General features: G+C 57.4%; 19 protein-coding genes. 13 read left to right on the forward strand and 6 right to left on the reverse strand.

Translation table 11 applies throughout. The features are described 5' to 3' along the window. Positions 1 to 108: 108 nt before the first annotated feature. Positions 109 to 405, forward strand: a complete 297-nt coding sequence (locus FIV08_RS00650; protein ID WP_152437006.1) for a hypothetical protein — start codon at positions 109 to 111, stop codon at positions 403 to 405. On the opposite strand, the gene FIV08_RS00655 is transcribed toward FIV08_RS00650, so the two are convergent. Continuing rightward, complete coding sequence (locus tag FIV08_RS00655) at positions 380 to 1,750, reverse strand: DsbA family protein (RefSeq protein ID WP_152437007.1); 1,371 nt, start codon at positions 1,748 to 1,750, stop codon at positions 380 to 382. The genes FIV08_RS00650 and FIV08_RS00655 overlap by 26 nt on opposite strands. Positions 1,751 to 1,767: 17 nt before the next feature. Next, the gene (locus FIV08_RS00660; protein WP_152437008.1) at positions 1,768 to 2,439 is read right to left on the reverse strand and encodes a TVP38/TMEM64 family protein; all 672 of its coding nucleotides are present in this window, start codon (positions 2,437 to 2,439) and stop codon (positions 1,768 to 1,770) included. Positions 2,440 to 2,670: 231 nt separating this feature from the next. Here FIV08_RS00660 and FIV08_RS00665 point away from each other — a divergent pair, with 231 nt between their 5' ends. The 6 genes from FIV08_RS00665 to FIV08_RS00690 all read left to right on the forward strand — a co-directional run bounded on the left by FIV08_RS00665 (position 2,671) and on the right by FIV08_RS00690 (position 9,888). Then, positions 2,671 to 5,052: an amylase gene (locus tag FIV08_RS00665; RefSeq protein WP_152437009.1), complete on the forward strand. Its 2,382-nt coding sequence runs from the start codon at positions 2,671 to 2,673 to the stop codon at positions 5,050 to 5,052. 82 nt (positions 5,053 to 5,134) lie between these two features. Beyond that, a complete protein-coding gene (locus tag FIV08_RS19660) occupies positions 5,135 to 5,422 on the forward strand; it encodes a hypothetical protein (RefSeq protein ID WP_172972230.1) in 288 nt (95 codons plus the stop codon). A gap of 78 nt (positions 5,423 to 5,500) precedes the next feature. Next, a complete protein-coding gene (locus FIV08_RS00675; RefSeq protein WP_152437010.1) occupies positions 5,501 to 6,064 on the forward strand; it encodes a DinB family protein in 564 nt (187 codons plus the stop codon). 9 nt (positions 6,065 to 6,073) lie between these two features. Beyond that, complete coding sequence (locus FIV08_RS00680) at positions 6,074 to 6,832, forward strand: NRDE family protein (RefSeq protein ID WP_152437011.1); 759 nt, start codon at positions 6,074 to 6,076, stop codon at positions 6,830 to 6,832. Positions 6,833 to 6,940: 108 nt separating this feature from the next. After that, positions 6,941 to 7,612, forward strand: a complete 672-nt coding sequence (locus FIV08_RS00685; RefSeq protein WP_152437012.1) for a cytochrome c peroxidase — start codon at positions 6,941 to 6,943, stop codon at positions 7,610 to 7,612. 122 nt (positions 7,613 to 7,734) lie between these two features. Further along, positions 7,735 to 9,888 (forward strand): putative bifunctional diguanylate cyclase/phosphodiesterase, encoded by a 2,154-nt coding sequence (locus FIV08_RS00690; protein ID WP_152437013.1) that lies wholly within the window; start codon positions 7,735 to 7,737, stop codon positions 9,886 to 9,888. Between the two features lie 3 nt (positions 9,889 to 9,891). On the opposite strand, the gene FIV08_RS00695 is transcribed toward FIV08_RS00690, so the two are convergent. Together FIV08_RS00695 and FIV08_RS00700 are read right to left on the reverse strand one after the other, a co-directional pair. After that, positions 9,892 to 10,644, reverse strand: coding sequence for a YiiX/YebB-like N1pC/P60 family cysteine hydrolase (locus FIV08_RS00695; RefSeq protein WP_152437014.1), 753 nt, complete (start codon positions 10,642 to 10,644; stop codon positions 9,892 to 9,894). Positions 10,645 to 10,724: 80 nt separating this feature from the next. Continuing rightward, positions 10,725 to 11,135 carry a hypothetical protein gene (locus FIV08_RS00700; RefSeq protein ID WP_152437015.1) on the reverse strand — a complete coding sequence of 137 codons (411 nt, stop codon included), beginning with the start codon at positions 11,133 to 11,135 and terminating at the stop codon, positions 10,725 to 10,727. Between the two features lie 151 nt (positions 11,136 to 11,286). On the opposite strand from FIV08_RS00700, the gene nrtS reads away from it, so the two are divergent. Together nrtS and FIV08_RS00710 are read left to right on the forward strand one after the other, a co-directional pair. Continuing rightward, entirely contained in the window at positions 11,287 to 11,592 is a 306-nt protein-coding gene (gene nrtS / locus FIV08_RS00705) for a nitrate/nitrite transporter NrtS (RefSeq protein ID WP_228715464.1), read from the forward strand. A 71-nt stretch (positions 11,593 to 11,663) separates the two neighbouring features. After that, the gene (locus FIV08_RS00710) at positions 11,664 to 12,602 is read left to right on the forward strand and encodes a DUF3179 domain-containing protein (protein WP_152437017.1); all 939 of its coding nucleotides are present in this window, start codon (positions 11,664 to 11,666) and stop codon (positions 12,600 to 12,602) included. A gap of 11 nt (positions 12,603 to 12,613) precedes the next feature. Here the strand turns inward: FIV08_RS00710 and FIV08_RS00715 are convergent, their stop codons facing one another. Further along, a complete protein-coding gene (locus FIV08_RS00715; protein WP_152437018.1) occupies positions 12,614 to 12,874 on the reverse strand; it encodes a zf-HC2 domain-containing protein in 261 nt (86 codons plus the stop codon). After that, positions 12,868 to 13,488 (reverse strand): RNA polymerase sigma factor, encoded by a 621-nt coding sequence (locus FIV08_RS00720; protein ID WP_152437019.1) that lies wholly within the window; start codon positions 13,486 to 13,488, stop codon positions 12,868 to 12,870. The genes FIV08_RS00715 and FIV08_RS00720 overlap by 7 nt, the downstream gene beginning before the upstream one ends. 189 nt (positions 13,489 to 13,677) lie before the next feature. Here FIV08_RS00720 and FIV08_RS00725 point away from each other — a divergent pair, with 189 nt between their 5' ends. The 4 genes from FIV08_RS00725 to FIV08_RS00740 all read left to right on the forward strand — a co-directional run bounded on the left by FIV08_RS00725 (position 13,678) and on the right by FIV08_RS00740 (position 19,491). Then, positions 13,678 to 15,870: an FAD-dependent oxidoreductase gene (locus FIV08_RS00725; protein WP_152437020.1), complete on the forward strand. Its 2,193-nt coding sequence runs from the start codon at positions 13,678 to 13,680 to the stop codon at positions 15,868 to 15,870. Next, on the forward strand, positions 15,857 to 16,828 hold the full coding sequence (locus FIV08_RS00730) for a radical SAM protein (protein WP_152437021.1): 972 nt from the start codon (positions 15,857 to 15,859) through the stop codon (positions 16,826 to 16,828). The genes FIV08_RS00725 and FIV08_RS00730 overlap by 14 nt, the downstream gene beginning before the upstream one ends. 281 nt (positions 16,829 to 17,109) lie before the next feature. Then, complete coding sequence (locus FIV08_RS00735) at positions 17,110 to 18,513, forward strand: sodium:solute symporter family transporter (RefSeq protein ID WP_152437022.1); 1,404 nt, start codon at positions 17,110 to 17,112, stop codon at positions 18,511 to 18,513. A gap of 21 nt (positions 18,514 to 18,534) precedes the next feature. Next, positions 18,535 to 19,491 (forward strand): hypothetical protein, encoded by a 957-nt coding sequence (locus tag FIV08_RS00740; RefSeq protein ID WP_152437023.1) that lies wholly within the window; start codon positions 18,535 to 18,537, stop codon positions 19,489 to 19,491. The last annotated feature ends 101 nt before the right edge of the window (positions 19,492 to 19,592 follow it).

The raw sequence follows: 19,592 nt of genomic DNA on the forward strand, positions 1-19,592 counted from the left end.
GCGATTCTCATGGCGGGTTTCTGGATCTATCTGTTGATGTAACATTCGGCTGGCAGGAGGGTCAGTGTTCGGCAAGACACAAAACGGCAAGTGCCGTCGGAGGTCGATATGAAAGTCGCATCATTGATTGTGTTTTCTTTTATTTGGTCTGACGCTGTTCTCGCCTCGGTTGCTGAAACTGAGCCTGGTTATGTCAACTACCACTATCAATCGTCCGATACAGGCGAGCCGTTCAGCATCCTGAGGACGGGCACGATGGTTCAGCCGGGCATCTATGAGCCTGGCTATTTGAACTACCGTTACCCGTCACCGAACCAGGGGCCGCAATCTGCACAAGCTGGCAAATTACTGTCCTCTGGCGTGTTTGAACCAATTTACCTTAATTACTGCGTTGACTTGATGTGAGCTCTTCATTGTTGGTCGGGTCGTAAACCCCTTGGGTGGAGCTGGTCTCCACCCTTTTTTTGATGGCCTCTTCGATAACCCAGAGCCGGTCCTGGCCCCAACAACTTACCTGGCCGTAGCGGAAACTGGGAACGCCCCAAAGGCCGCATTCATACATGGCCTGGCGGTTGCCTTCCGCCCAGTCTCGCCAGCTTTCGTCGTCCAAGAGGGTTCTGGCCTTGTGCCAGTCCAGACCTGCCCGTTCAACAATCAGTTTAAGTCCTGCATCGGTTTCCGAACGGATACCTTCGGCATTGACGGCCCGGGCGTAGGTGCGCATGTAGTCGATTTCACGGCCAAGGGAATGGGCGTACTCGAACAGGGCATAGCATCGTTCAACTCCTGGCCCGAGTGGGTCGGCAACGAAGCCGTACGGAATACCTAGCTTGTTGGCTTCCCGTTTGGTGTCGTGAAAGATATACCATTTCTTGGCGTCGGGTACGGATTGCCCGCGCATCAGCATTGGCAAAACCGGTCGCAGCCGGAGCGGGATCTTCCAGGCATCGGCCAGCTGAATGGCGCGCTCCAGGCCAAGATACGAATAAGGGCTCCGTATCGAGAAAAACACCTCCAGAGACGTCGCGGCGGCTGGGTGGCCGCTGGGAAGCGCAGTGGCGTCACGGGTCAGGGCTATCCAGGTACGGGTGAATGTGAGAGTGTCGGCGGCATGTCGGTTCAGCCCCTGCCGGATGGAGCTTCGTTCGAGATGGTCCAACCGATCCACACCCCAGAACCAGTCGCCCAGGTACCAGACCATACTGCCCTGATAGTGCCCCAGCCGTCGGAGCATGGTTTCATTTTCGGATAACACTGCTTTATTGGGCCTTGCAGCCGGTGCGTCACCGGTTGTTGAGTGCCAGAGCTCGTCGAATATAGTCAGGGCGGCAGCCAGCGCTTCCGGGGTTTTCTCGGCAGCCCGCAGGCGTGCCGTGGCTGAGGTCAGTTCGGCTTCAGATGGCGGCGTTGGCCGGTTGGGGGGCGTGAAGTCATAGAGTCTGGCAAGCCTGGTTGCATCGTGCTGGGCCCAGGCGCTCCAGAGTGCCGGCTCCGGAAACATGTCATCATCCAGCCGCCATACCGTGTGAATCCGGAAGCGCACCCGGTAGTGGTTCTGAAGGTGGATGAGGGCCTGCAAAAGGGGAAGGCCAAAAGGATCGCGAGGGTTTATGAACACCCGCGCCAGATCCTGCTCGCCCCTGATCCTGGCACGCGCGCTCTGAACAATGTGTTGCAGGGAATACCTGGGTGCGCTGGACAATGCGCGGGCGAACCACGGCATGAGATCCGCTTTTTCAGGGTGACGCATGACAGCATCCTTTGTTGTTATTGATTCAGTTGTAGCCAACGGGCCAGTCTTGAGCCGGGATGCCGGCTGATCGACCAGGGCAACCATATCATGACGATGAGAATAGCGACGCCGGCCAGTACAGTTAGAACCGGGTTCAGTTTGAACGTGTTTCCCAGGCCGGCGAACACGACCGTCATCGGCAGCATGCCGACCAGGGTCGCGATGGCGAAGCGCCAGGCCTGTATGGCAGTGACGCCGGCGGCGTAACTGATGAGGGCGAATGAGAACACGGGAATCAGTCGGGTCAGGAACACCGCAATGGTCAGAAAACGCTGAGAGCCGTCTCTGGCCAGTACCGGATTGTCCGGGAATCGGTTGCAGATGGCTTCCCGGCCAAGGCACCGGGCAATCCAGAAGGCCGACAGGGCCCCCAACAGTGCGCCGGTCGCGGCGATCGCCGTACCCCAGAGGAGACCGAAGGCAAGCCCTGCTGTTGCGCTTACGGGTAAGGTGGGAATGGGCCCCACCACCACAGCAATCACCATCAACAGCATCAGCAGGAGCGGCCCTGTGGCGCCCTGGCTGCCCAACCATTCCGCCAGTGTGTCTGGCGAGAGATCCGCCGGCATACCCAGGCTTTGCAACAGCCACCAGGCGCTCGCAAGGGCGGCCAGAACTACGGTGATTACAGCAATTCTGAAACTCATTGACTGGTTGTTTCTCCTTTTAGCGCTGTTTCGCTGAGACCGGTTCCGGACCGAAAGTGTGCCGAATTCTCCCGGCGAATGATATCAGCGCGGCCGCATCCTCAGGTCCAAAGAAAATGCTCGCTTCGTTGTAACAGTTGTAGATCTCATGTGTCGGTATCCGTGAAACGCGAGAAATCAGTGCCCTGACGACGACGGGCAATGGACAACCGGAACGGAGAGCACGACAAGATGACTCGGCATGATCGTCAATACTGGATGGGCGGCAACCGGTCCTATGAACAGGACCGCTTCTTCGAGGAGTCCCTCGATAAATCTCTGTGGCAAAAGGCTGAAGGTCCTGAAAACTGGGATGCCTGCTGGTATACGGGTATGCCTGATCCAGATTTCTTCAGTCAGGTGGGGCCGGAGCGGAAAATTAACCACATCCCCGGCAACAATGCCCTCACGGTGAAAAGCCGCCTTTACCGCAGCCTGATGGACTTGCGCGACCGCGTTGAGCGGCAGCAAAAGGCCGGCAAACACCTGACCGACCGCCTGGCGTTCGTGCCCAGGGTGTTCTCGATGCCTGAGGACTACCATGCCTTCCAGCAGGCGGCGCTGGATAATCCGGACAAGCGCTGGTTGATCAAGCCGAAGAACGCCGCCCGCGGCAAGGGCATTCAGCTGGTAGGTGATCCGGCTGACGTGCCCATGGAATCCTCCTGGATGGTTCAGGAGTACCTGGAAAATCCCCACACCATGCACGGCCGGAAATATGTCCTGCGGCTGTATGTGCTTGTTTCTTCGGTCTCGCCCTTTCGTGTTTACCTGTATCGCCAGGGTTTCGCCAAGCTGGCGTCCATGCCTTACGACGAGGAAAACGCGAATAACCCCTACAGCTACCTTACCAATCCGGATGTGAATGCGCTGAATCTGGATGCCGACGTGCCCGTGGAATTCGTGGATTTCGAACGTTACCGGGCCTGGCTCCGGGAGCAGGGGCACGACGATGAGGCCCTGTTTGCCAAAATCGAGGACATGGTCGCCCTGACCTGCCTGGCGGCCCTGGAGCCCATGCGAGAGCGTTCCCGGGTGATCGGTGCTGATACCCGTGGCTGCTATGAACTAATGGGCATTGATTGTCTGATCGATGCGGACATCAAGCCCTGGATCCTTGAATGCAACCTCAGCCCTTCCCTGGAGGTGTGTGCCGGCCCGGAGAGTGGCGGTGACATCGAGGAACGCATCAAGGGATCCATTGTTGCCGACATGGTCGAAATGCTCGGCCTCAATCGCCCCACGCATGAAGAGTCCAGCGGTTCGATGGTGGAGCAACTGGTCCGTGAAACCCAGACCGAACTGGCGAACAGCGGCGGTTTCAGGAACCTGATACCGGGATCAGCCCCATCGGCGTACCTGCCATTCATGGCCCTGCCGAGGTTGTCCGACTGGGTGGTCGCCCAGGCCCTTTCTGACCGGCCCCTGAAGCAACCCCGCCTTGAACGCTGGGTAGTAGAGGAAACCTTCAGCGAAGACCAGGTTTACCTCTACGACACCCGCCTGGGCCACCTGAGCAGCCTGAATGAGACCGCGTCGCTGATCTGGTTGATGGCCACCGAGGGTGCCGGGCCCGATGACATTGCCTCGGCGCTGGTGGAGTCTGCGCTCAAGACCATGCCCTCGGCTCCTGACTCGTGGGCGATTCGCAATGATGTCTGGAATACCCTGGCGGACTGGGTGAACAACCGGTTCCTGATCCAGTCAGAACAAGCCACCTCAAACTCTGCCCCGGTGGAGGCTCAGCCACCCGTGCCGGAAACCTCGGCAATGATGTCGATGGCGTTGTCCTGTGGTCGTTTCCGGGCGCGGTTCTACACCGACAGTGCCCCCCTGGTTAACCGGATTGAACACTTGTTCGAGCCGATGGCTGTTCATGATGAGGCGGGTAGAGACTCCATGCCCAGATTGGAAATTGTTCGGGATATCCCGGGTTTTACTCTGATTCTTGATGGCCAGGTGGTCCGCTCCCGGCTGCCGCTCTCCGGCGTTGCCCAAGCGCTGGCCGATTGCCTGGCTGCCCATGCGGCTAAACACCATGACATTGCAGTGGACGCCGGACTGGTCTCCCGGCAGGACTCGGATCACCCCCTGTTTATGATCAGCCATTGCCGGCTGGATCTCAGAGATACCCTGACGCTGGCCCTGGCCGACCGCTGGCAGGGCCGCTATGGCCGGGGAGCAATACTGAACGCCGCGGAGGACTATCAGGTTGAGAGTCTAAGTCTGCCGTTGCTGCACCGGGCTGAGGGTGAAGGTGTTGAGGTTGCTAAGGCGGCCACAAGCCAACACTCAGGCTTGGTACGAGCGCTGCTGGTGCCGACGGAAGAGTCTCTGCCCGAGGCGAACGGTATCCAGAACCTTGCGGTTAATGAAGCCCTGATCCACCTGATTGCCAGTTGCTGTGCCGAAGGTGGCGTGCCTCTGGATGCCCATGGTTTCAGCCGTTTGTCGGGTTGGCTGGAGGGCTGCGAGCGATATCTGGTGGACATGAACAATCTGGAGGCCGCCGCAGAGGCGCTCTCCGTGCGGAGTTCCGACAAGGTGCCGCAACGACTGTCCGGGGGCCGGTGAGCGCATGCGAACGTCGGTTCCGGGATTTGGAAGGGCCGGGCTTGTTGTCCGGTCAACGCGTTAAAACCAAGGAGGACACATCATGTCCAGAGAAGCACATAAACAGCGATTGCTTGGAAAACTTGCACGAGGCATGGCCTACACCGGTCCGGTATTTGCGGTTGTCATGGGTGCCTCGGCATTCAACGTTTCGGCATCCGAAGTATCTGCTGAGCCAGGCTACATGATGCTGGCTGCGGGAGAAGCAGAAGCGGAAGGCGAGGCCGGTAAAAAAGGCTATGGCGAAGGTGAGGCTGAAGGCAAAGCCGAAGGTGAAGCCGAGGGAGAAGGAGAAGGAGAAGGCGAGGCGGAGGGAAAAGCTGAGGCCTGATCTGGTCATCGGTGTGAGCAGGAGCGCGGCTCATGCTCACCCGATATGTCCAAAAACTGAAAACAAGGGATGACAAGAATGACACAGCCAAATTCAGATCACGATCCGGGTATCAGCGGCCTCATTGAGGAAAACATCCTTGCGATCCACCAACTGGTGAACCTGCTGAACTCACTCCCAGCGGAATGTTATCGACAGAGTTTTGGTGCCAAAAAGCCGCAGGTTATTGGCAAGCATGTCCGGCACATCATTGACCACTACACCGCTCTGTTGTCTGCATCTTCACGCCCGGGCGCGCTGCTGGACTACGAGAACCGACATCGCGAGTTAGTGCTCGAAACGGACCGGAAGGCCGGTCGCGACCGGCTCATGGGTATTGCACAGCAGTTGCAGGATCAGTGGCGAGAGGATTGTGAGGGTGAACTGGCGATGCTGCACAACAGCGCCGGCGCGCAACAAGTGGTCAGCACCAGTGTTGAGCGCGAGCTGGTATTCCTGGCCAGCCATACCATTCACCACATGGCGATCATCGGCATGTTGGCGGAACAGGCCGGCATGGAGGTCAGCTCCGATTTCGGCGTTCACCCATCCACATTGCGTTACCTGGAAAAACAGGCCGAAGGTCTGGCCAGAAGTGCTTGAGGTCAAATCATGTGTACGGTCAGTTGGTGCCACTCGCCCCATGGGCTGGATCTGCTTTTCAGCCGGGATGAGTCCCTCGAACGGCCCATGGCCGAGCCGCCTGTTGTGGATCGATATGAGGGCCTAAGTACGGTCATGCCAATAGATCCTCTCGGCGGTGGTACCTGGATAGCGGCAAATGACCGGGGTATGGCTGTCATGATTCTTAATGACTATCGATACGCGTCCAGAGTGTCTCCGGGCGATGCGCAGAGCCGTGGATTGCTGGTAAGGCGCCTAAGCCAAATGAGCAACGCTGCCCAAGTCCGCAAATACCTGTTTCGGGAGACACTCAAGTACTTTCCACCGTTTCTTTTGTTGGCGTTTGATCGTGAAAGAGCCAGTCCGACCCACTGGGCATGGAATGGGGAGACGCTGCGGGAATCGACGTTGAGAGGTGGTTCCTGCATCAGCACGTCTTCCTGGTTGCCCAGGCTGGTGCCGGGGGTACGTCGACTGGTGATTCGCAGGGCTCTTGGGCGCTGTCAGCCGGATCAGGCGTTCTCGAAGCTGTTGTCACTGCATCGCAATATCGACCCCTGCCTCCCGCCAAGGCTGGCTGTGGCCATGCGGCGGGAGGGCCGAGAAACCGTGAGTCTCACACACCTGCGTGTGGGTAAAAGCGAGGTGATCATGCGGTATTGGCCGGGGCACCCCTCGGAGTCTTACAGCAACGATCCTTTCCTGGCCTCGATTGGCCTGAACAGAATGCCAGTCCAGCGAGGATGACCGAAATCAAACTCAGAGTAACGAATACGCGGCTGGGGTGTCCGTGTTCAAAGGCCAGAAACAGGCCCGCACCCTGAATAATGAAAAAACGACCGGAGGTGACTGATTATGTCTACAGAAAACAAACGCAAGGCCCTGCTAGGCAGGCTGTCGCGAAATCTAATGGTGACGGTTCCCATGATGACCGTCGTGGCGGTTGCGGGTGCAGGTTTTAACGCCGGTGCTAGTTCCGGTTTCGGTCTGATACCGTCGGCCGAAGCCGCCCAGGGCGAGGCAGAAGGTGAGGCCCGGGGAGAAGCGGAAGGGGAAGCCCGTGGTGAAGCTGAAGGTGCAGGCGAGGCCCGGGCAGAAGGTGAAGCCGAAGGAGAGGCAGAGGGTGAGGCAGAAGGAGAAGCGGAGGGGGAAGGTGCCTCTGCAGACCTCAAAAAAGCGGTTCGCCGGCCTGACGGTTACCAGCCTTATCAGGGTAACGTAGCGGAACTCCGGGCGTTGGGTGAGAAACTGTTTAACGATAACAGCCTCTCTTCCAACGGCTTATCCTGCGCCACCTGTCATGCCAATGGCGCCGGATACAACGCCACATTCAAGAACGAATACCCGCATATGGTTGCCATGGGTCAGCGCGACTTCGGACTGGACATGGTGCACCTGGACGAAATGGTCCAGATCTGCATGGTCGCGCCAATGGCTGCTGATCCCCTGGCATGGGGCTCCAAAGAGTTGGCGGCGTTGACGGAATATTCCCGCGTGGAACAGAAGAAGTTTATCGACAAGAAGTAGGTTTAGTTGCATCAGTGAGTGTGTCGGCGGACTTGGGTGGGGAGTGATCCCCACCCTTTTTTTGTAATGTTGCAGGGTTTCAGGTGTCTCTCTAAGACCATAAAGCGATAGGTAAGACAGTCATGAAACCGGGTGTCGGGATAGAGGCGGAAGTGAACTCCAGCGGGCTGAATTCCGCCGATATGCCCAAAAACAGGCGTTCGTTCCGGCATTGGGCGAAGCAACTGGCGGCTTGCCGGCTTTGCCGCAATCTGACCCTGGCCGCCTTTCTGGCGATATTGGCCATTGAGGTGGCGATACTGATCCCCTCTTACCGGAATTACGAGGAAAACCTGCTGAGCGAGCAGGTCGATGTTGCCAGTCAGGCGGTGATCACCTTTCTCAAGCATACTCAAAGCCACCCAATTGATCCCGAAGACCTGCAAACTCTGATCGCCAACAGCCCACTGGTCGGGGTCTCCCTGAGCCGGGATGGCCTCGTGTATAAGGCCGGAGAGGCTATCGAAAATCCTAAGCCCGCTGACGGCGTTCTACGTGCGGCGCCGAGAACTGTTGAGGGGGCGGTAGACCTGGTTTGGGGCGCTGACCCGACCCTGTCTGATTATGACGTCCAGGGCCGTGTGGACGTAAGCGAGGTGCCCGCAGAACTGGTCGCCTTTGTGTTCAGGATTCTCGGTTTGTCGTTGTTGATTGCCGTATTTGTAACGGCGGTGACCATGTTTGTGGTTGACCGAATGATGTTGTCTCCGTTGCTTAAACTCCGGGAACGTATTGCCCGGGCCGGCAGTGACAACGAACACCCGCTGCGGTATCTCACGCCGGTCGCGCGATGCGACGAGTTCGGTGAAGTTGAGGATGCATTCAACGGAATGCTCAAGCAGAACGCCTCGTATCTTGCTCGCCTCCATCTCCTGAATCGGGAGCTGGATCAACTACTGGATGAACGTACTCGAACTCTTCGCAAGACTGAGCAGGAACTGCAAATCCGCACGTTGTATGACCAGCTTACAGGGCTGGCCAACCGGAATCTTTTTGAAGAGCAGCTCGATCGTCATTTTGATCAGGTGACTCCGGGAGAATCCGGTAAAGAGGCCGTTCTTGTACTTGGGCTGAACGATTTTCAGGCCCTTAATGGCCTGGCTGGGCATGAGACCGGCGACCGGGTTTTGCAGGAAGTGGCCCGGCGGATTGCTGGCTTCAGCCCGGACCATGGCCATGTTGCCCGCCTCGGCGGCGATGTCTTCGGTTTGTTGGTCCGGGAACATGAGAGGTACCCGGCTGAGAGCCTTCAGGTGGTCATCTCCGCAATTATTGAGGCTTGCCAACGACCAGTGGAGCTGGGCGGCAAGTCCTACGAATGTGAGGTCAGTGCGGGAGTGGCCGTTATCCCTTTGGACGGCCGGGATGCCCGAACCCTGCTAAGCCATGCCGAAATTGCGATGCGTCGGGCAAAGAAAACGTCAAGTGAGCGGGTACAGTTCTTCGCTTCGGAATTCGGAGAGCAGGTTCATCGCCGGCAGGAGATGATCAGCAGTCTGAAGGCAGCCATCCAGAATCAACAACTTGAGTTACATTTTCAGCCTCAGTTTGATCGTCTAAGGCACTGTGCCGGCTATGAAGTTCTTCTCCGTTGGCATCATCCGATTCTGGGCGGCGTGTCACCTGCAGAATTCATCCCCCTGGCAGAGGAAACCGGGCTCATTGTCAGCATCGGTGATTGGGTGCTCGATCAGGCGGTTGCCCGGCTAAAGCTTTGGGTCAACCAAGGTTTCAGAGGTCGGATGGCGGTAAACGTGTCTGCCATGCAGCTTCACGACGAGGCCTTTGCCGATCGGATTGCGGCTCTTCTGCAACGACACGGCGTATCGGCCGGGCAACTGGAGCTGGAAATTACCGAGACCGCATTAATGGAAGATGTCGAACGGGCCATGGCCACGTTAAATCGCTTTCGACAGCTCGGGCTGGACCTGGCCGTTGATGATTTCGGTACCGGTTACTCTTCGCTAGCGTATTTCAAGGTGATGCCGGTATCCCGAATCAAAATTGACAGGAGTTTCGTGAACGGTTTGCCGGATAACGAACAGGATGAAGTGCTTTGCCGGACGATCATCAACATGGCTCACAGCATGGGCTGCGAGGTGATTGCCGAAGGTGTTGAAACCGAAGCGCAGGCGAGTTGGTTGGCCCTGGCGGGTTGCGATGAGTTGCAGGGGTATCTGTTGGGACGCCCGAACTCGGAAGGCTTCACCAAAAGCGGACGCCAGCATGTCCGCTAACGCCTATTCCGTCCATGGGAATTGCCGATAATCAAACCCTTGCTCCAAAGTAGGTTTGATCACAGCGAAATAGGGCGATGCATCAAAGTCCCGGGGGGCGAACAGGGAATGATGTCGAATCCGGAAGTACTCCCGTTGCTGGGCCTCAGAATCCGCGTCATCTTCTGAATCGATCAGGCGCTCAGGCAGTATTGGATATCGGATCGACTGGAAGCCTTGAGCGATAAATGTCGAACAGATGGCCCGGGTTGGGTCGCCACTGCCCAATGCCAGCATGGAACGACGGTAACGGGTTGGTACCGGTGGCGTGGGGCAAAGGTAACGTGCCAGGTCCCAGACGTTTTTCAAGTCGTACCGGTGCCCGAGCCGGCTTTTCGAGTAGTCGATCAGCTTACTGATATCCTGCTCACTGAGCCCCACTGGCCGGCAGATCCGGGTGTGAAAGTTCCGGTAAAAGGACAGCGGCAGGCAACGAATGCCCTCCTCAAGATCCGCCTCGATCAGAACATGCTCTTCGCCGTCTTCAGCGATGCCCAGTCCTGCCTCCGGGCCCAGGTACAGCGCCGCATGGGACCAGGTGGATTGAGTCAGGTACTTGATGGCGGTGCTGATTCTTGTATTACCTTCCACCAGAATCACATCGCCGGGTTTGATCGAGCCCTGAAAGGCCGCCCAACTGGACGTTCGGGCAGAGTAGCATTTGATCTGTTTGGAAAGGTAGGCGGTGAGGCGCCTCGACAGCCAGTTTAATAACATATTTACCCCGGTTGCACGTGTGTTGTTATTGATACTAGGGACAGACAACCGGGGTGAATGTTACAGGTTAATGCACCCATTTACGCAGTTGCAGGGGCCGGTTGGCGGGAGAGTGTCAGGGTATCGGATTCCCGCAAGAGGAATAGAGCGGCGCAGGCGGCGAGCATCGGCCAGGCAGCAAAGAACAGGAGGTTGTCAAAAGGCTGAAGGTATTTGCCGAAAGCCGACAAGGTAGAAACGCCGTGAAAGACCAGAATGGCGCCATAGGTCCAGGTTTTGAAAACCCCCGCCACGAACGCCAGGATCAGTACGAGTTGCGCGGCGCCGATCAGGTAGAAAGCCGTTTCTCCCAGACCATCCAGCCCGTAGAAAGCCCCGAAAACTTTAGCAGCGTGGTCTGGCTGAACAAGCTTGTCCAAAGTCCAGAACAAAAATACGATGAAAACGCCGAGACGGAGCAGCAGCAGGGCGAGGGGTAATTGTTTGGGCATTCTTGTCTCCTTGGTTGGTTTTTGAATGATCGTTCCAAAGACAGTCCGCTCGTTGTAGAGTTCCTGAGGTGGCGCTGAATTTCCGTAACAATATCTCCGGGCCAGTGTCTTCGTGTAGCGCTTTGTCAAGGTGAATAAGAGACTGATGCCAATGTCACGAATGTTGTACCAACTTGCACGTCGGTCCAGAGAGGCTGGTGAGCTCGCGGTGAGCCATGGCACGCCACGGCGTGCTGCGAAACTGGCGGCGGTGGTTGGTACGCTGCTGGTGCTGATCAATCAATGGGAAGCTGTGACAGGTGCAGTTTCCATGGATTGGTTGAAAGTGTTGCTGACCTACTGCGTTCCCTACCTGGTAGCCACCTACACCAGCGTCAGTAAAGACCTCCAATCGCGGCGCCAGGCGATGGCGGCGGAGATGGAGGTTTACGGTAAGATTCGCAATTCCCGGGGATAAGGCTTCGTGTAACAATTTCCTGGTTTCGGTGTCTCTGAAGCAATATTGATCGGAGAGCTTCTGGAGGAGACATGAACCAGCTTATCAGACCCCTGGTCTTTCTGGCGGGCCTGTTGCTTGTCGCTCAGCCTGCCATGGCCGAGCGCAAGAATGGCTTTGATCTCAGTGGTGCCTTGGTGCCGTCCAGTGAGATCCTTCGCGGTGGGCCACCGAGAGATGGTATTCCGTCTATCAACGAACCGGCGTTTCAGTCCCCCGGCGACGCGTCACTTTGGCGTAGGAATGACCTTATGCTGACCCTTGATGTCAGCGAAACCAGCTTCGCCTACCCGACCGGTATTCTGAATTGGCATGAGATCGTCAATCATCGACTTGATGAGGGCTCGGTGTTGATAACCTTTTGTCCCTTATGCGGCACCGGTATGGCCTTTGATCCAGTTGTAGAAGGGCGCACACTCACCTTTGGCGTGTCTGGCCTGTTATACAACAGTGATCTGCTATTGTATGACCATCAGACCGAATCGCTCTGGTCCCAGATAGAAGGGCGTGCGATTTCCGGACCCTTGGTTGGAAAAGAGTTGAAGCCCGTCGCCATTCGCCATGAACTCTGGAGCCGCTGGCTGGAGCGAGTTGGCAAAAACGGACTGGTGCTTTCCACCGATACCGGCCATCGCCGGAATTACCGCTTATCTCCCTGCGGCGATTACGATCACTCGGAGCGACTCTTCTTCCCGGTTACCCACACCAGCCGGAAGTACCATCCGAAAACCTGGGTGCTGGGTTGGAGTTACAACGGAGAAAGCAAAGCGTGGCCGTTTTCCGAGTTAGCCGAACACGGTACCGTTCTTGAAGACAGCGTTGGAGGAAAGACTGTAACGCTGCATTATGACCCTGACGTGCCTTCTGCCGAGTTGCGTGATGAATCCGGCACCCTGTTACCGGCAATACGGGCTTTCTGGTTCGCCTGGTACACTTTTAACCCGGATACCCTCATCTTCGAGGCAGAGTAAAACTCTCGGTGCTAGTCCGACTCGCTGTCTTTGGTTGTCCGATTTTTAAGCGCCTCAGTTACCCGCTCGTCGATCTGCCTAAGAAACTCTTCATCGGGCCGACCGGCGGAGTGTGCGCTGAGCAGACTGCTGCTGGCCCTCAAATTGCCAATAAACGTCCGGCAGTCCTTGCACATCATCAGGTGCATTTTCACGGTCAGATTCTGGCGGTGGCTGAGCTCGCCATCGATGTAATCACTGGCGATTTCGGCCAGGCCCCTGCACATTAACATTCGCCGGTCTCCTGGAAAGTCTCCACCATGAGAAAGATCTTCTGCCTCGCCCGATGTAACAGTACACGCAGGTTAGAGGCACTGACATCCAGAATGTTACAGACATCATCGGATTTATGCTGGTGGGCTTCATAGAGCATCAGGGCTGAGCGCTGAGTTTCCGGCAGGGCAGACAAATGTTTGTCCAGGCAATCGCTGAGGGCACCGTTTTCCATCAGATTGTCGGCTGATTCATGGAACTGAAGCTTTGGGGGCAGGTCCCAACGGCCTTTGGCGTTGAAACGGTCGGCCAATTCCGGTTCCAGGCTTTCCGAGAAATCCGTGGCCACTTCGCGATTGCTTGAGCGCAGTTTGTTTTTGCACCGATTGGCAACGATGCGGTGCAGCCAGGTTTTCAGGCCAGAACGGCCCTCAAACTTCTGGATGGCATCAATCACGGTTACCCAGCAGTCCTGGACAACCTCTTCGGCGCTGGAGTGGTCCAGATAAAACCGGGCCACCGCCAGCATGCCCGGTGAGTATTCACGCACTGCCCGGTGATAGGCCATCGCGTCGCCCCGCTTGAGGTCGTCGATCAGTGATGTTTCAACTTCAGGGCGTGCCGCTGTGTCCATGGGTTTCCGTCCCTTGTCGCTGTCAGTATGGCTGTTTGTCTTTGTATAGTGTTTCGGAATCGGCAAAAGTTCCGGTATTCTGTAGCGAGTGCTCAAAAATAATAGTTCAGGGGCTGTGTAACATCCAGCCGGTGATCGTGTCTTGGCTATAACAGCGTATTGGTTTATTCAATTCTTACAGGCATGGATATGAATCGCAGCAAGCTTCTACTTCTTCTGATTATCGCCGTCATCGTGGGGATCTTCCTCGGATTCGACGGTCACAAACTTCTTACTCTGGAAAACCTCCAGTCGCACCAGAGTGCCATCGGGCAGTGGATTGACCAGAATCTGGTATTGGCCGTCACAGGTTACGCGGTTATCTATGTGGTTGTGACCGCCCTGTCTCTGCCCGGAGCCACCATCATGACTCTGGCCGGTGGTGCCTTCTTCGGCAACCTTTACGGTTTGGCGGCGGTCTCCATTGCGTCGACCGTGGGTGCATCCCTGGCCTTTCTGGTTGCCCGGTTCCTGATGCGGGATACCCTGCGTAAGCGCTACGCGGAAACGGTGGCCAAAATGGACCGCGGCATCGAGAAAGACGGCGCGTTCTATCTGGCCACCCTGCGCCTGGTGCCGGTGTTTCCCTTCTTCCTGATCAACCTGGCCATGGGCCTCACCGCCATGAAGCTGCGCACCTATGCCCTGGTGAGTTGGATTGCCATGTTGCCCGGCACCTTTGTGTACGTGAATGCAGGTACCCAGCTGGGTCAGATCCAGTCCACCGGAGATATCCTCTCGGCCAACCTGTTGTTGTCCTTTGCCCTGCTGGGCCTGTTCCCGCTGATCGCCAAGTTTGTGGTGGGGTTCATCCGACGCCGCAAAGTGTATGCCGGCTGGCAGAAGCCTGACCATTTCGATTACAACCTGTTGGTGATTGGCGGCGGTTCGGCCGGACTGGTCTCCGCCTACATCGCCGCGGCTGTAAAAGCCAAAGTGGCGTTGATCGAGAAGCACAAAATGGGGGGTGACTGCCTGAACACCGGTTGTGTGCCCTCCAAAGCGCTGATCCGCAGCGCCAAGGCGGCCGACACCTTGCGCCATGCTAATCGTTACGGGCTGGAGGCGGTGCCGGTGAAAGGCTCGTTCAAGAACATCATGAGCCGGGTCAAGGATGTCATCGCGAAAGTAGAGCCCCACGATTCCCCGGAACGCTATCGGAAGCTGGGTGTGGACTGCATTTCCGGCGAGGCGAGTTTCGTGTCGCCCTGGGAGCTGGAGGTAAAACACAATGACGGCCGCACCGAACGCCTCACTGCCCGCAGCATCATCGTCGCCACCGGTGGCAAACCTGCGGTACCGCCCATTCCCGGGCTGAACGACATGCAGCCGCTGACCTCCGATAATTTGTGGGAACTGGAGGAGCAACCGCAGCGCCTGCTGGTACTGGGTGGTGGACCCATTGGCTCGGAGTTGGCGCACGCGTTTGCCAGGCTTGGCTGCCAGGTGACTCAGGTGGAGAAAGGCGAGCGATTGCTAGCCAAAGAGGATGCTGATGTCTCGGAACTGGTGCTCAAGCAGTTCGAATCTGACGGAATTGATGTCCGATTGAAACATTCGGCGGCCGAGTTCCGTATAGAGAATGGAGAGAAGGTCGCTTATTGCGATTATGAAGGCGAGACAATACGGATTCCCTTTGATCAGGTTTTGGTGGCGGTGGGGCGCGCGGCGAATACCTCTGGCCTGCACCTGGAAAGGATTGGTGTGGACACCTTGCCGAACGGAACCGTGCCGGTGGAAGACGACATGAGTTTGCGTTATCCCAATGTGTTCGCCTGCGGCGACGTGGCCGGTCCGTACCAGTTTACCCATGCGGCGGCCCACCAGGCCTGGTACGCGGCGGTGAACGGTCTGTTTGGCCAGTTCAAGCGGTTCAAGGTGGATTACCGGGTAATGCCCTGGGTGACGTTTACCTCTCCGGAAGTGGCCAGGGTTGGTTTGAGTGAAGCGGAGGCTCAGGAGCAAGGGGTTGCCTACGAGGTCACCCGCTACGGCCTGGATGATCTGGACCGGGCCATCGCCGAGAGCGAAGACCACGGCTTCATCAAGGTGCTCACGCCGCCGGGCAAAGACAAGATTCTGGGTGCCGTGGTGGTGGGGGCACACGCCGGGGAAATTCTCGCCGAGTTCACGCTGGCGATGAAACATGGCCTGGGGCTGAACAAGATTCTGGGCACCATTCACCCGTACCCCACCTGGAACGAGTCAGCCAAGTACGCGGCGGGTGAATGGAAGCGGGCCCATGCGCCCGAAGGCATTCTGAGGCTGCTGGAAAAGCTCCACGGCTGGCGCCGCGGTGGCAAAAATACAAAAGCATTGAGGAGCACCTATGCCCCTGACTGAAACCCGACCGGCCCGCAGTAAACGCATTCCGGCCGTGGAAGTCCTGGAACCCCGGGCCCGCGACAGCTGGACCCACACCCGCAATGGTGACCCCCGGGGCTACATCGACGCGGACAAGCTCAAGGAGCTGTGGATTCACACGGGCACCGCCTGCAACCTGGCCTGTCCATTCTGCCTGGAAGGTTCACATCCCGGTGATGGTCGCATTCCGGGCATGAAGCTCAGTGATGTGAAACCGTTTATCCACGAAGCCATCGATATGGGCGTGGAGCAGTTTTCCTTCACCGGCGGAGAGCCTTTCGTGATCCGGGATTTCGTGAATATCCTGGATTACGCCAGCCAGCACCGGCCCTGTTTTGTGCTGACCAACGCCACCGAGCCGCTGCATAAACGGCAACACCAGGTGTTGCCGTTACTGGACAACCCCTACCCGATTCACTTCCGGGTCAGCCTGGATTTCCCGGATCGTGCCCGGCACGACAAGGACCGCGGCGAAGGCAGCTTTGACCAGGCGTTGGAGGGGATCCAATGGTTGATCGAACAGGGTTTCAAGGTATCGATCGCCCGCCAGACCGACCCCGGCGAACACCCGGTGGAGGTGGAAGCCGCGTTCCGTGAGATTTTCCGTCAGTGGAACATTCCGGAGAACCTGGCGTTTACCGCGTTTCCGGACCTGGGTACACCGGGTTCCGAAGACGGCAGCCCGGAGATCACCGAGACCTGCATGGAGAAGTACCCGACCAAAGAGGCCCGTTCCCACTTCATGTGCACCTACACGAGGATGCTGGTGAAGAAGGGGGATCAGGTTCGGGTGTATGCCTGCACGCTGGTGGATGACGACCCCCATTATGACCTGGGTGGCACGCTGGCCGAGAGCATGGACGAGCGGATTATGTTGCGGCATCACCGGTGTTTTTCCTGTTACCGGTTTGGGGCTAGTTGTTCGGCGCCTGGCTGACTCGCTGTTTTGGGATTCTGAGGTTCTGGAACTTCGGAGTTGCGGCCGTTGGGTATGGGGATGCCCTCCAAAACAAAAATCGTGGATTTTTTAATGGTTTCGGAGGGCATCCCCATACCCAACGGCCTTGGTGAGCACCGGTGGTGTGCCGGGAAGCTGTTATCGATGTTGGGGGCGTTGAGAGGTGGAGGGGGTTCCAAAACCATTAGAAAATCCACGATTTTCGTTTTGGAACCCCCTCCACCGCTCAACGACCTGCACCAAAACAATGGAATAAAAAAATGAACTTTACTGAAGCCTCCCTGTTCTGGGGATTTCTGCTGGTGTACGGCGTGGTTATGTACGTGCTGTCGCCCAAGAGCAAGAACGCGAATTCGTTTTACAAGGGCGCGGATGACCACGGCAACCCGGTGGGCCAGTGGTCGCTCACGGCGAGTATCTTTATCAGCTGGATCTTTGCCAAATCGGTGACCAACGCCGCCAACCTCGGCGCCGCTTATGGCGTGGTCGGTGGCCTGGCCTATGCCAGTTACTGGTTGTCGATTCCGGTGGCGGGTTATGTGATCTACCTGATCCGTACCCAGACCGGGGCCAGGAGCCTGCAGGATTTCCTGACCTCCCGGTTTGGACGGTTCGCAGCGCTGGCGTTTGCGGCGGCGATCCTCATCCGGTTGTATAACGAAGTCTGGAGTAACACCGCCGTGGTCGGTGGCTATTTCGGCTTGCCCGGGGAGTGGGAATACTACGCTGCGGCGATGCTGTTTACCGTTTTTACCCTGGCGTACAGCCTCAAGGGCGGGCTTCGGTCTTCGATCTTTACCGATGTGATTCAGGCCTTCGTGTTTGTGTTCTTCGTCGGGGCGGTGTTGTTCCTGATTATTCCGGCTAACGATACCAGCGCGCTGCTGACCAACGGCGAGTTCCGCCTGAACGCCGGCTTCGATCTGTTGCTGGTGGCTTTGCTGCAGCTGTTCAGTTACCCGTTCCATGACCCGGTGCTGACCGACCGGGGCTTTGTGAACAAGGAAAAGACCATGCTCAAGAGCTTCGTGGTGGCGGGTCTTCTTGGCTTTGTGGCGGTATTTATTTTCAGTCTGGTGGGGGTGCATGCCCGCTTGAACGGTATTGAAGCCATGGGCAATGCGCCAGCGGCGGTTGGCCAGTCTCTTGGTCTGGCAGCACTGTTCTTTATGAGTGTGGTGATGATGACCTCGGCCGGTTCAACACTGGATTCCACCTTTAGCTCGTTGGCGAAGTCCCTGGCAGTAGACCTGCCCCGCCTGGCCCGTCGCGCCAAAGACAAGCTGCCGAGTGTTCGGGTGGGTGCGGTGGTGATGATTGTATTCGCCTTGCTCGGTAACTTACCGATGTTCGCCGGCACCGACATTCTCAAGGCTACGACTATCTCCGGCACCATGGTGATGGGCCTGGCGCCGGTCTTCCTGTTCTATGGCTTTACTCAGTGGTCGCCCTGGAGCTTTCACCTCAGCTTCTGGACCGGGCTCGGGTTGGGTATTCTGCTGGCGGCGGGCCTGATTCCCTCCAGCTGGGCGATTGGTGATGGTGCCTACGCCATGTTGCTGGGTGTGAATGCCTACGGTTTTCTGATCTGTACGGCGTGTTTCTTCCTGCCTTTGCTGCTTCGGCGCCTGGCCGGAAAGTCTGTGGTTGCTGAGGGCGCGTGATAAAACGGGAGGGATCAGGCAATGGCTGACACAGAAGGGCGCAGCTGTCCGCTGGCTTACCGCTACCGGCCGGAAGCGCTTTGTGGTGAGCCCACCAACGTATCCGAGAGTGTGCTGTATATCGTCGGCGGGCTGTACGGCAACCCCTTTGCCCTAAACGAAATCGAGGCCATGGCACAGGCGGAGGAGCGCCATGGCCACCGGGTTAAACTGGTGTTCAATGGCGATTTTAACTGGTTCAACGCCGACGACACTCTGTTCCGGGAGATCAACAGCCGGGTTCTGGACCATACCGCGATTCTAGGCAATGTGGATTATGAGTTATCGCTTCCCAACGCCGGAGCGGGCTGTGGTTGTGCCTATCCGGAGTACGTGGATCAGGGTGTGGTGGCGCGTTCGAACCAGATGATGGAACGCTTGCAGGCGCTGGCGGACCAACACCCCGATATCCAAAAGAAACTCTCGCTACTGCCAAGATACCGCTGCCTGATCTTTGGAGGCCTAAAGATTTTGGTGTTGCATGGCGACCCTGAGTCGCTGGCGGGCTGGGGGTTGTCCCATGAAGCATTCAGCGCCGGTAACGACCGGCAGTTGGTGAGTTGGTTTCGCGCCACCGGTGCCGATGTGATCGCGTGCACTCACACCTGCCTGCCGGTTCTCTGGTCTGGAGAAGTGGATGGACGCCCTTGCCTGGTAACCAATAACGGCGCGGCGGGTATGGGTAATCTGCGCTCTGACCCACGCGGCTTGATTACCCGTATTGGCTTTACGAGCCCTTTCTCTGAGCCTGTGGCGGGCTTGGCGCGGCCCGGTTTGCATGTTTCCCTGATGCCTGTGGCTTACGATGTGAACGCCTGGCTGTCACAGTTTGACCGGCTGTGGCCGGAAGGATCGCCTGCGGCAGTGTCTTATCGGGGCCGTTTGGTCGCTGGAACCAGTCTTGGTCCTGGCGATGTGGTTTTTCCTTCCATTCCGTAACCAGTCTGTCACTGGCGAATGCTTCAATTCGGTCTATTCTGAAAGAATCGAGCCCCGGTAGTTCTTGATGGCTGTTGGGGGTCGACTTGAAATATATTTTG

It is taken from the genome of Marinobacter sp. THAF197a (assembly GCF_009363275.1).
Classification (GTDB): domain Bacteria; phylum Pseudomonadota; class Gammaproteobacteria; order Pseudomonadales; family Oleiphilaceae; genus Marinobacter.

What these genes read in the sequence shown, in the direction of transcription:
- nrtS (WP_228715464.1), top strand. Translation starts at nt 11,287, where the DNA reads ATGTCACGAATGTTGTACCAACTTGCACGTCGGTCCAGAGAGGCTGGT.
- FIV08_RS00655 (WP_152437007.1), bottom strand. Translation starts at nt 1,750, where the DNA reads ATGCGTCACCCTGAAAAAGCGGATCTCATGCCGTGGTTCGCCCGCGCA.
- FIV08_RS00720 (WP_152437019.1), bottom strand. Translation starts at nt 13,488, where the DNA reads ATGGACACAGCGGCACGCCCTGAAGTTGAAACATCACTGATCGACGAC.
- FIV08_RS00695 (WP_152437014.1), bottom strand. Translation starts at nt 10,644, where the DNA reads ATGTTATTAAACTGGCTGTCGAGGCGCCTCACCGCCTACCTTTCCAAA.
- FIV08_RS00725 (WP_152437020.1), top strand. Translation starts at nt 13,678, where the DNA reads ATGAATCGCAGCAAGCTTCTACTTCTTCTGATTATCGCCGTCATCGTG.
- FIV08_RS00685 (WP_152437012.1), top strand. Translation starts at nt 6,941, where the DNA reads ATGTCTACAGAAAACAAACGCAAGGCCCTGCTAGGCAGGCTGTCGCGA.
- FIV08_RS00715 (WP_152437018.1), bottom strand. Translation starts at nt 12,874, where the DNA reads ATGTTAATGTGCAGGGGCCTGGCCGAAATCGCCAGTGATTACATCGAT.
- FIV08_RS00675 (WP_152437010.1), top strand. Translation starts at nt 5,501, where the DNA reads ATGACACAGCCAAATTCAGATCACGATCCGGGTATCAGCGGCCTCATT.
- FIV08_RS00690 (WP_152437013.1), top strand. Translation starts at nt 7,735, where the DNA reads ATGAAACCGGGTGTCGGGATAGAGGCGGAAGTGAACTCCAGCGGGCTG.
- FIV08_RS00730 (WP_152437021.1), top strand. Translation starts at nt 15,857, where the DNA reads ATGCCCCTGACTGAAACCCGACCGGCCCGCAGTAAACGCATTCCGGCC.
- FIV08_RS00710 (WP_152437017.1), top strand. Translation starts at nt 11,664, where the DNA reads ATGAACCAGCTTATCAGACCCCTGGTCTTTCTGGCGGGCCTGTTGCTT.
- FIV08_RS00660 (WP_152437008.1), bottom strand. Translation starts at nt 2,439, where the DNA reads ATGAGTTTCAGAATTGCTGTAATCACCGTAGTTCTGGCCGCCCTTGCG.
- FIV08_RS00700 (WP_152437015.1), bottom strand. Translation starts at nt 11,135, where the DNA reads ATGCCCAAACAATTACCCCTCGCCCTGCTGCTGCTCCGTCTCGGCGTT.
- FIV08_RS00735 (WP_152437022.1), top strand. Translation starts at nt 17,110, where the DNA reads ATGAACTTTACTGAAGCCTCCCTGTTCTGGGGATTTCTGCTGGTGTAC.
- FIV08_RS00680 (WP_152437011.1), top strand. Translation starts at nt 6,074, where the DNA reads ATGTGTACGGTCAGTTGGTGCCACTCGCCCCATGGGCTGGATCTGCTT.
- FIV08_RS00740 (WP_152437023.1), top strand. Translation starts at nt 18,535, where the DNA reads ATGGCTGACACAGAAGGGCGCAGCTGTCCGCTGGCTTACCGCTACCGG.
- FIV08_RS19660 (WP_172972230.1), top strand. Translation starts at nt 5,135, where the DNA reads ATGTCCAGAGAAGCACATAAACAGCGATTGCTTGGAAAACTTGCACGA.
- FIV08_RS00665 (WP_152437009.1), top strand. Translation starts at nt 2,671, where the DNA reads ATGACTCGGCATGATCGTCAATACTGGATGGGCGGCAACCGGTCCTAT.
- FIV08_RS00650 (WP_152437006.1), top strand. Translation starts at nt 109, where the DNA reads ATGAAAGTCGCATCATTGATTGTGTTTTCTTTTATTTGGTCTGACGCT.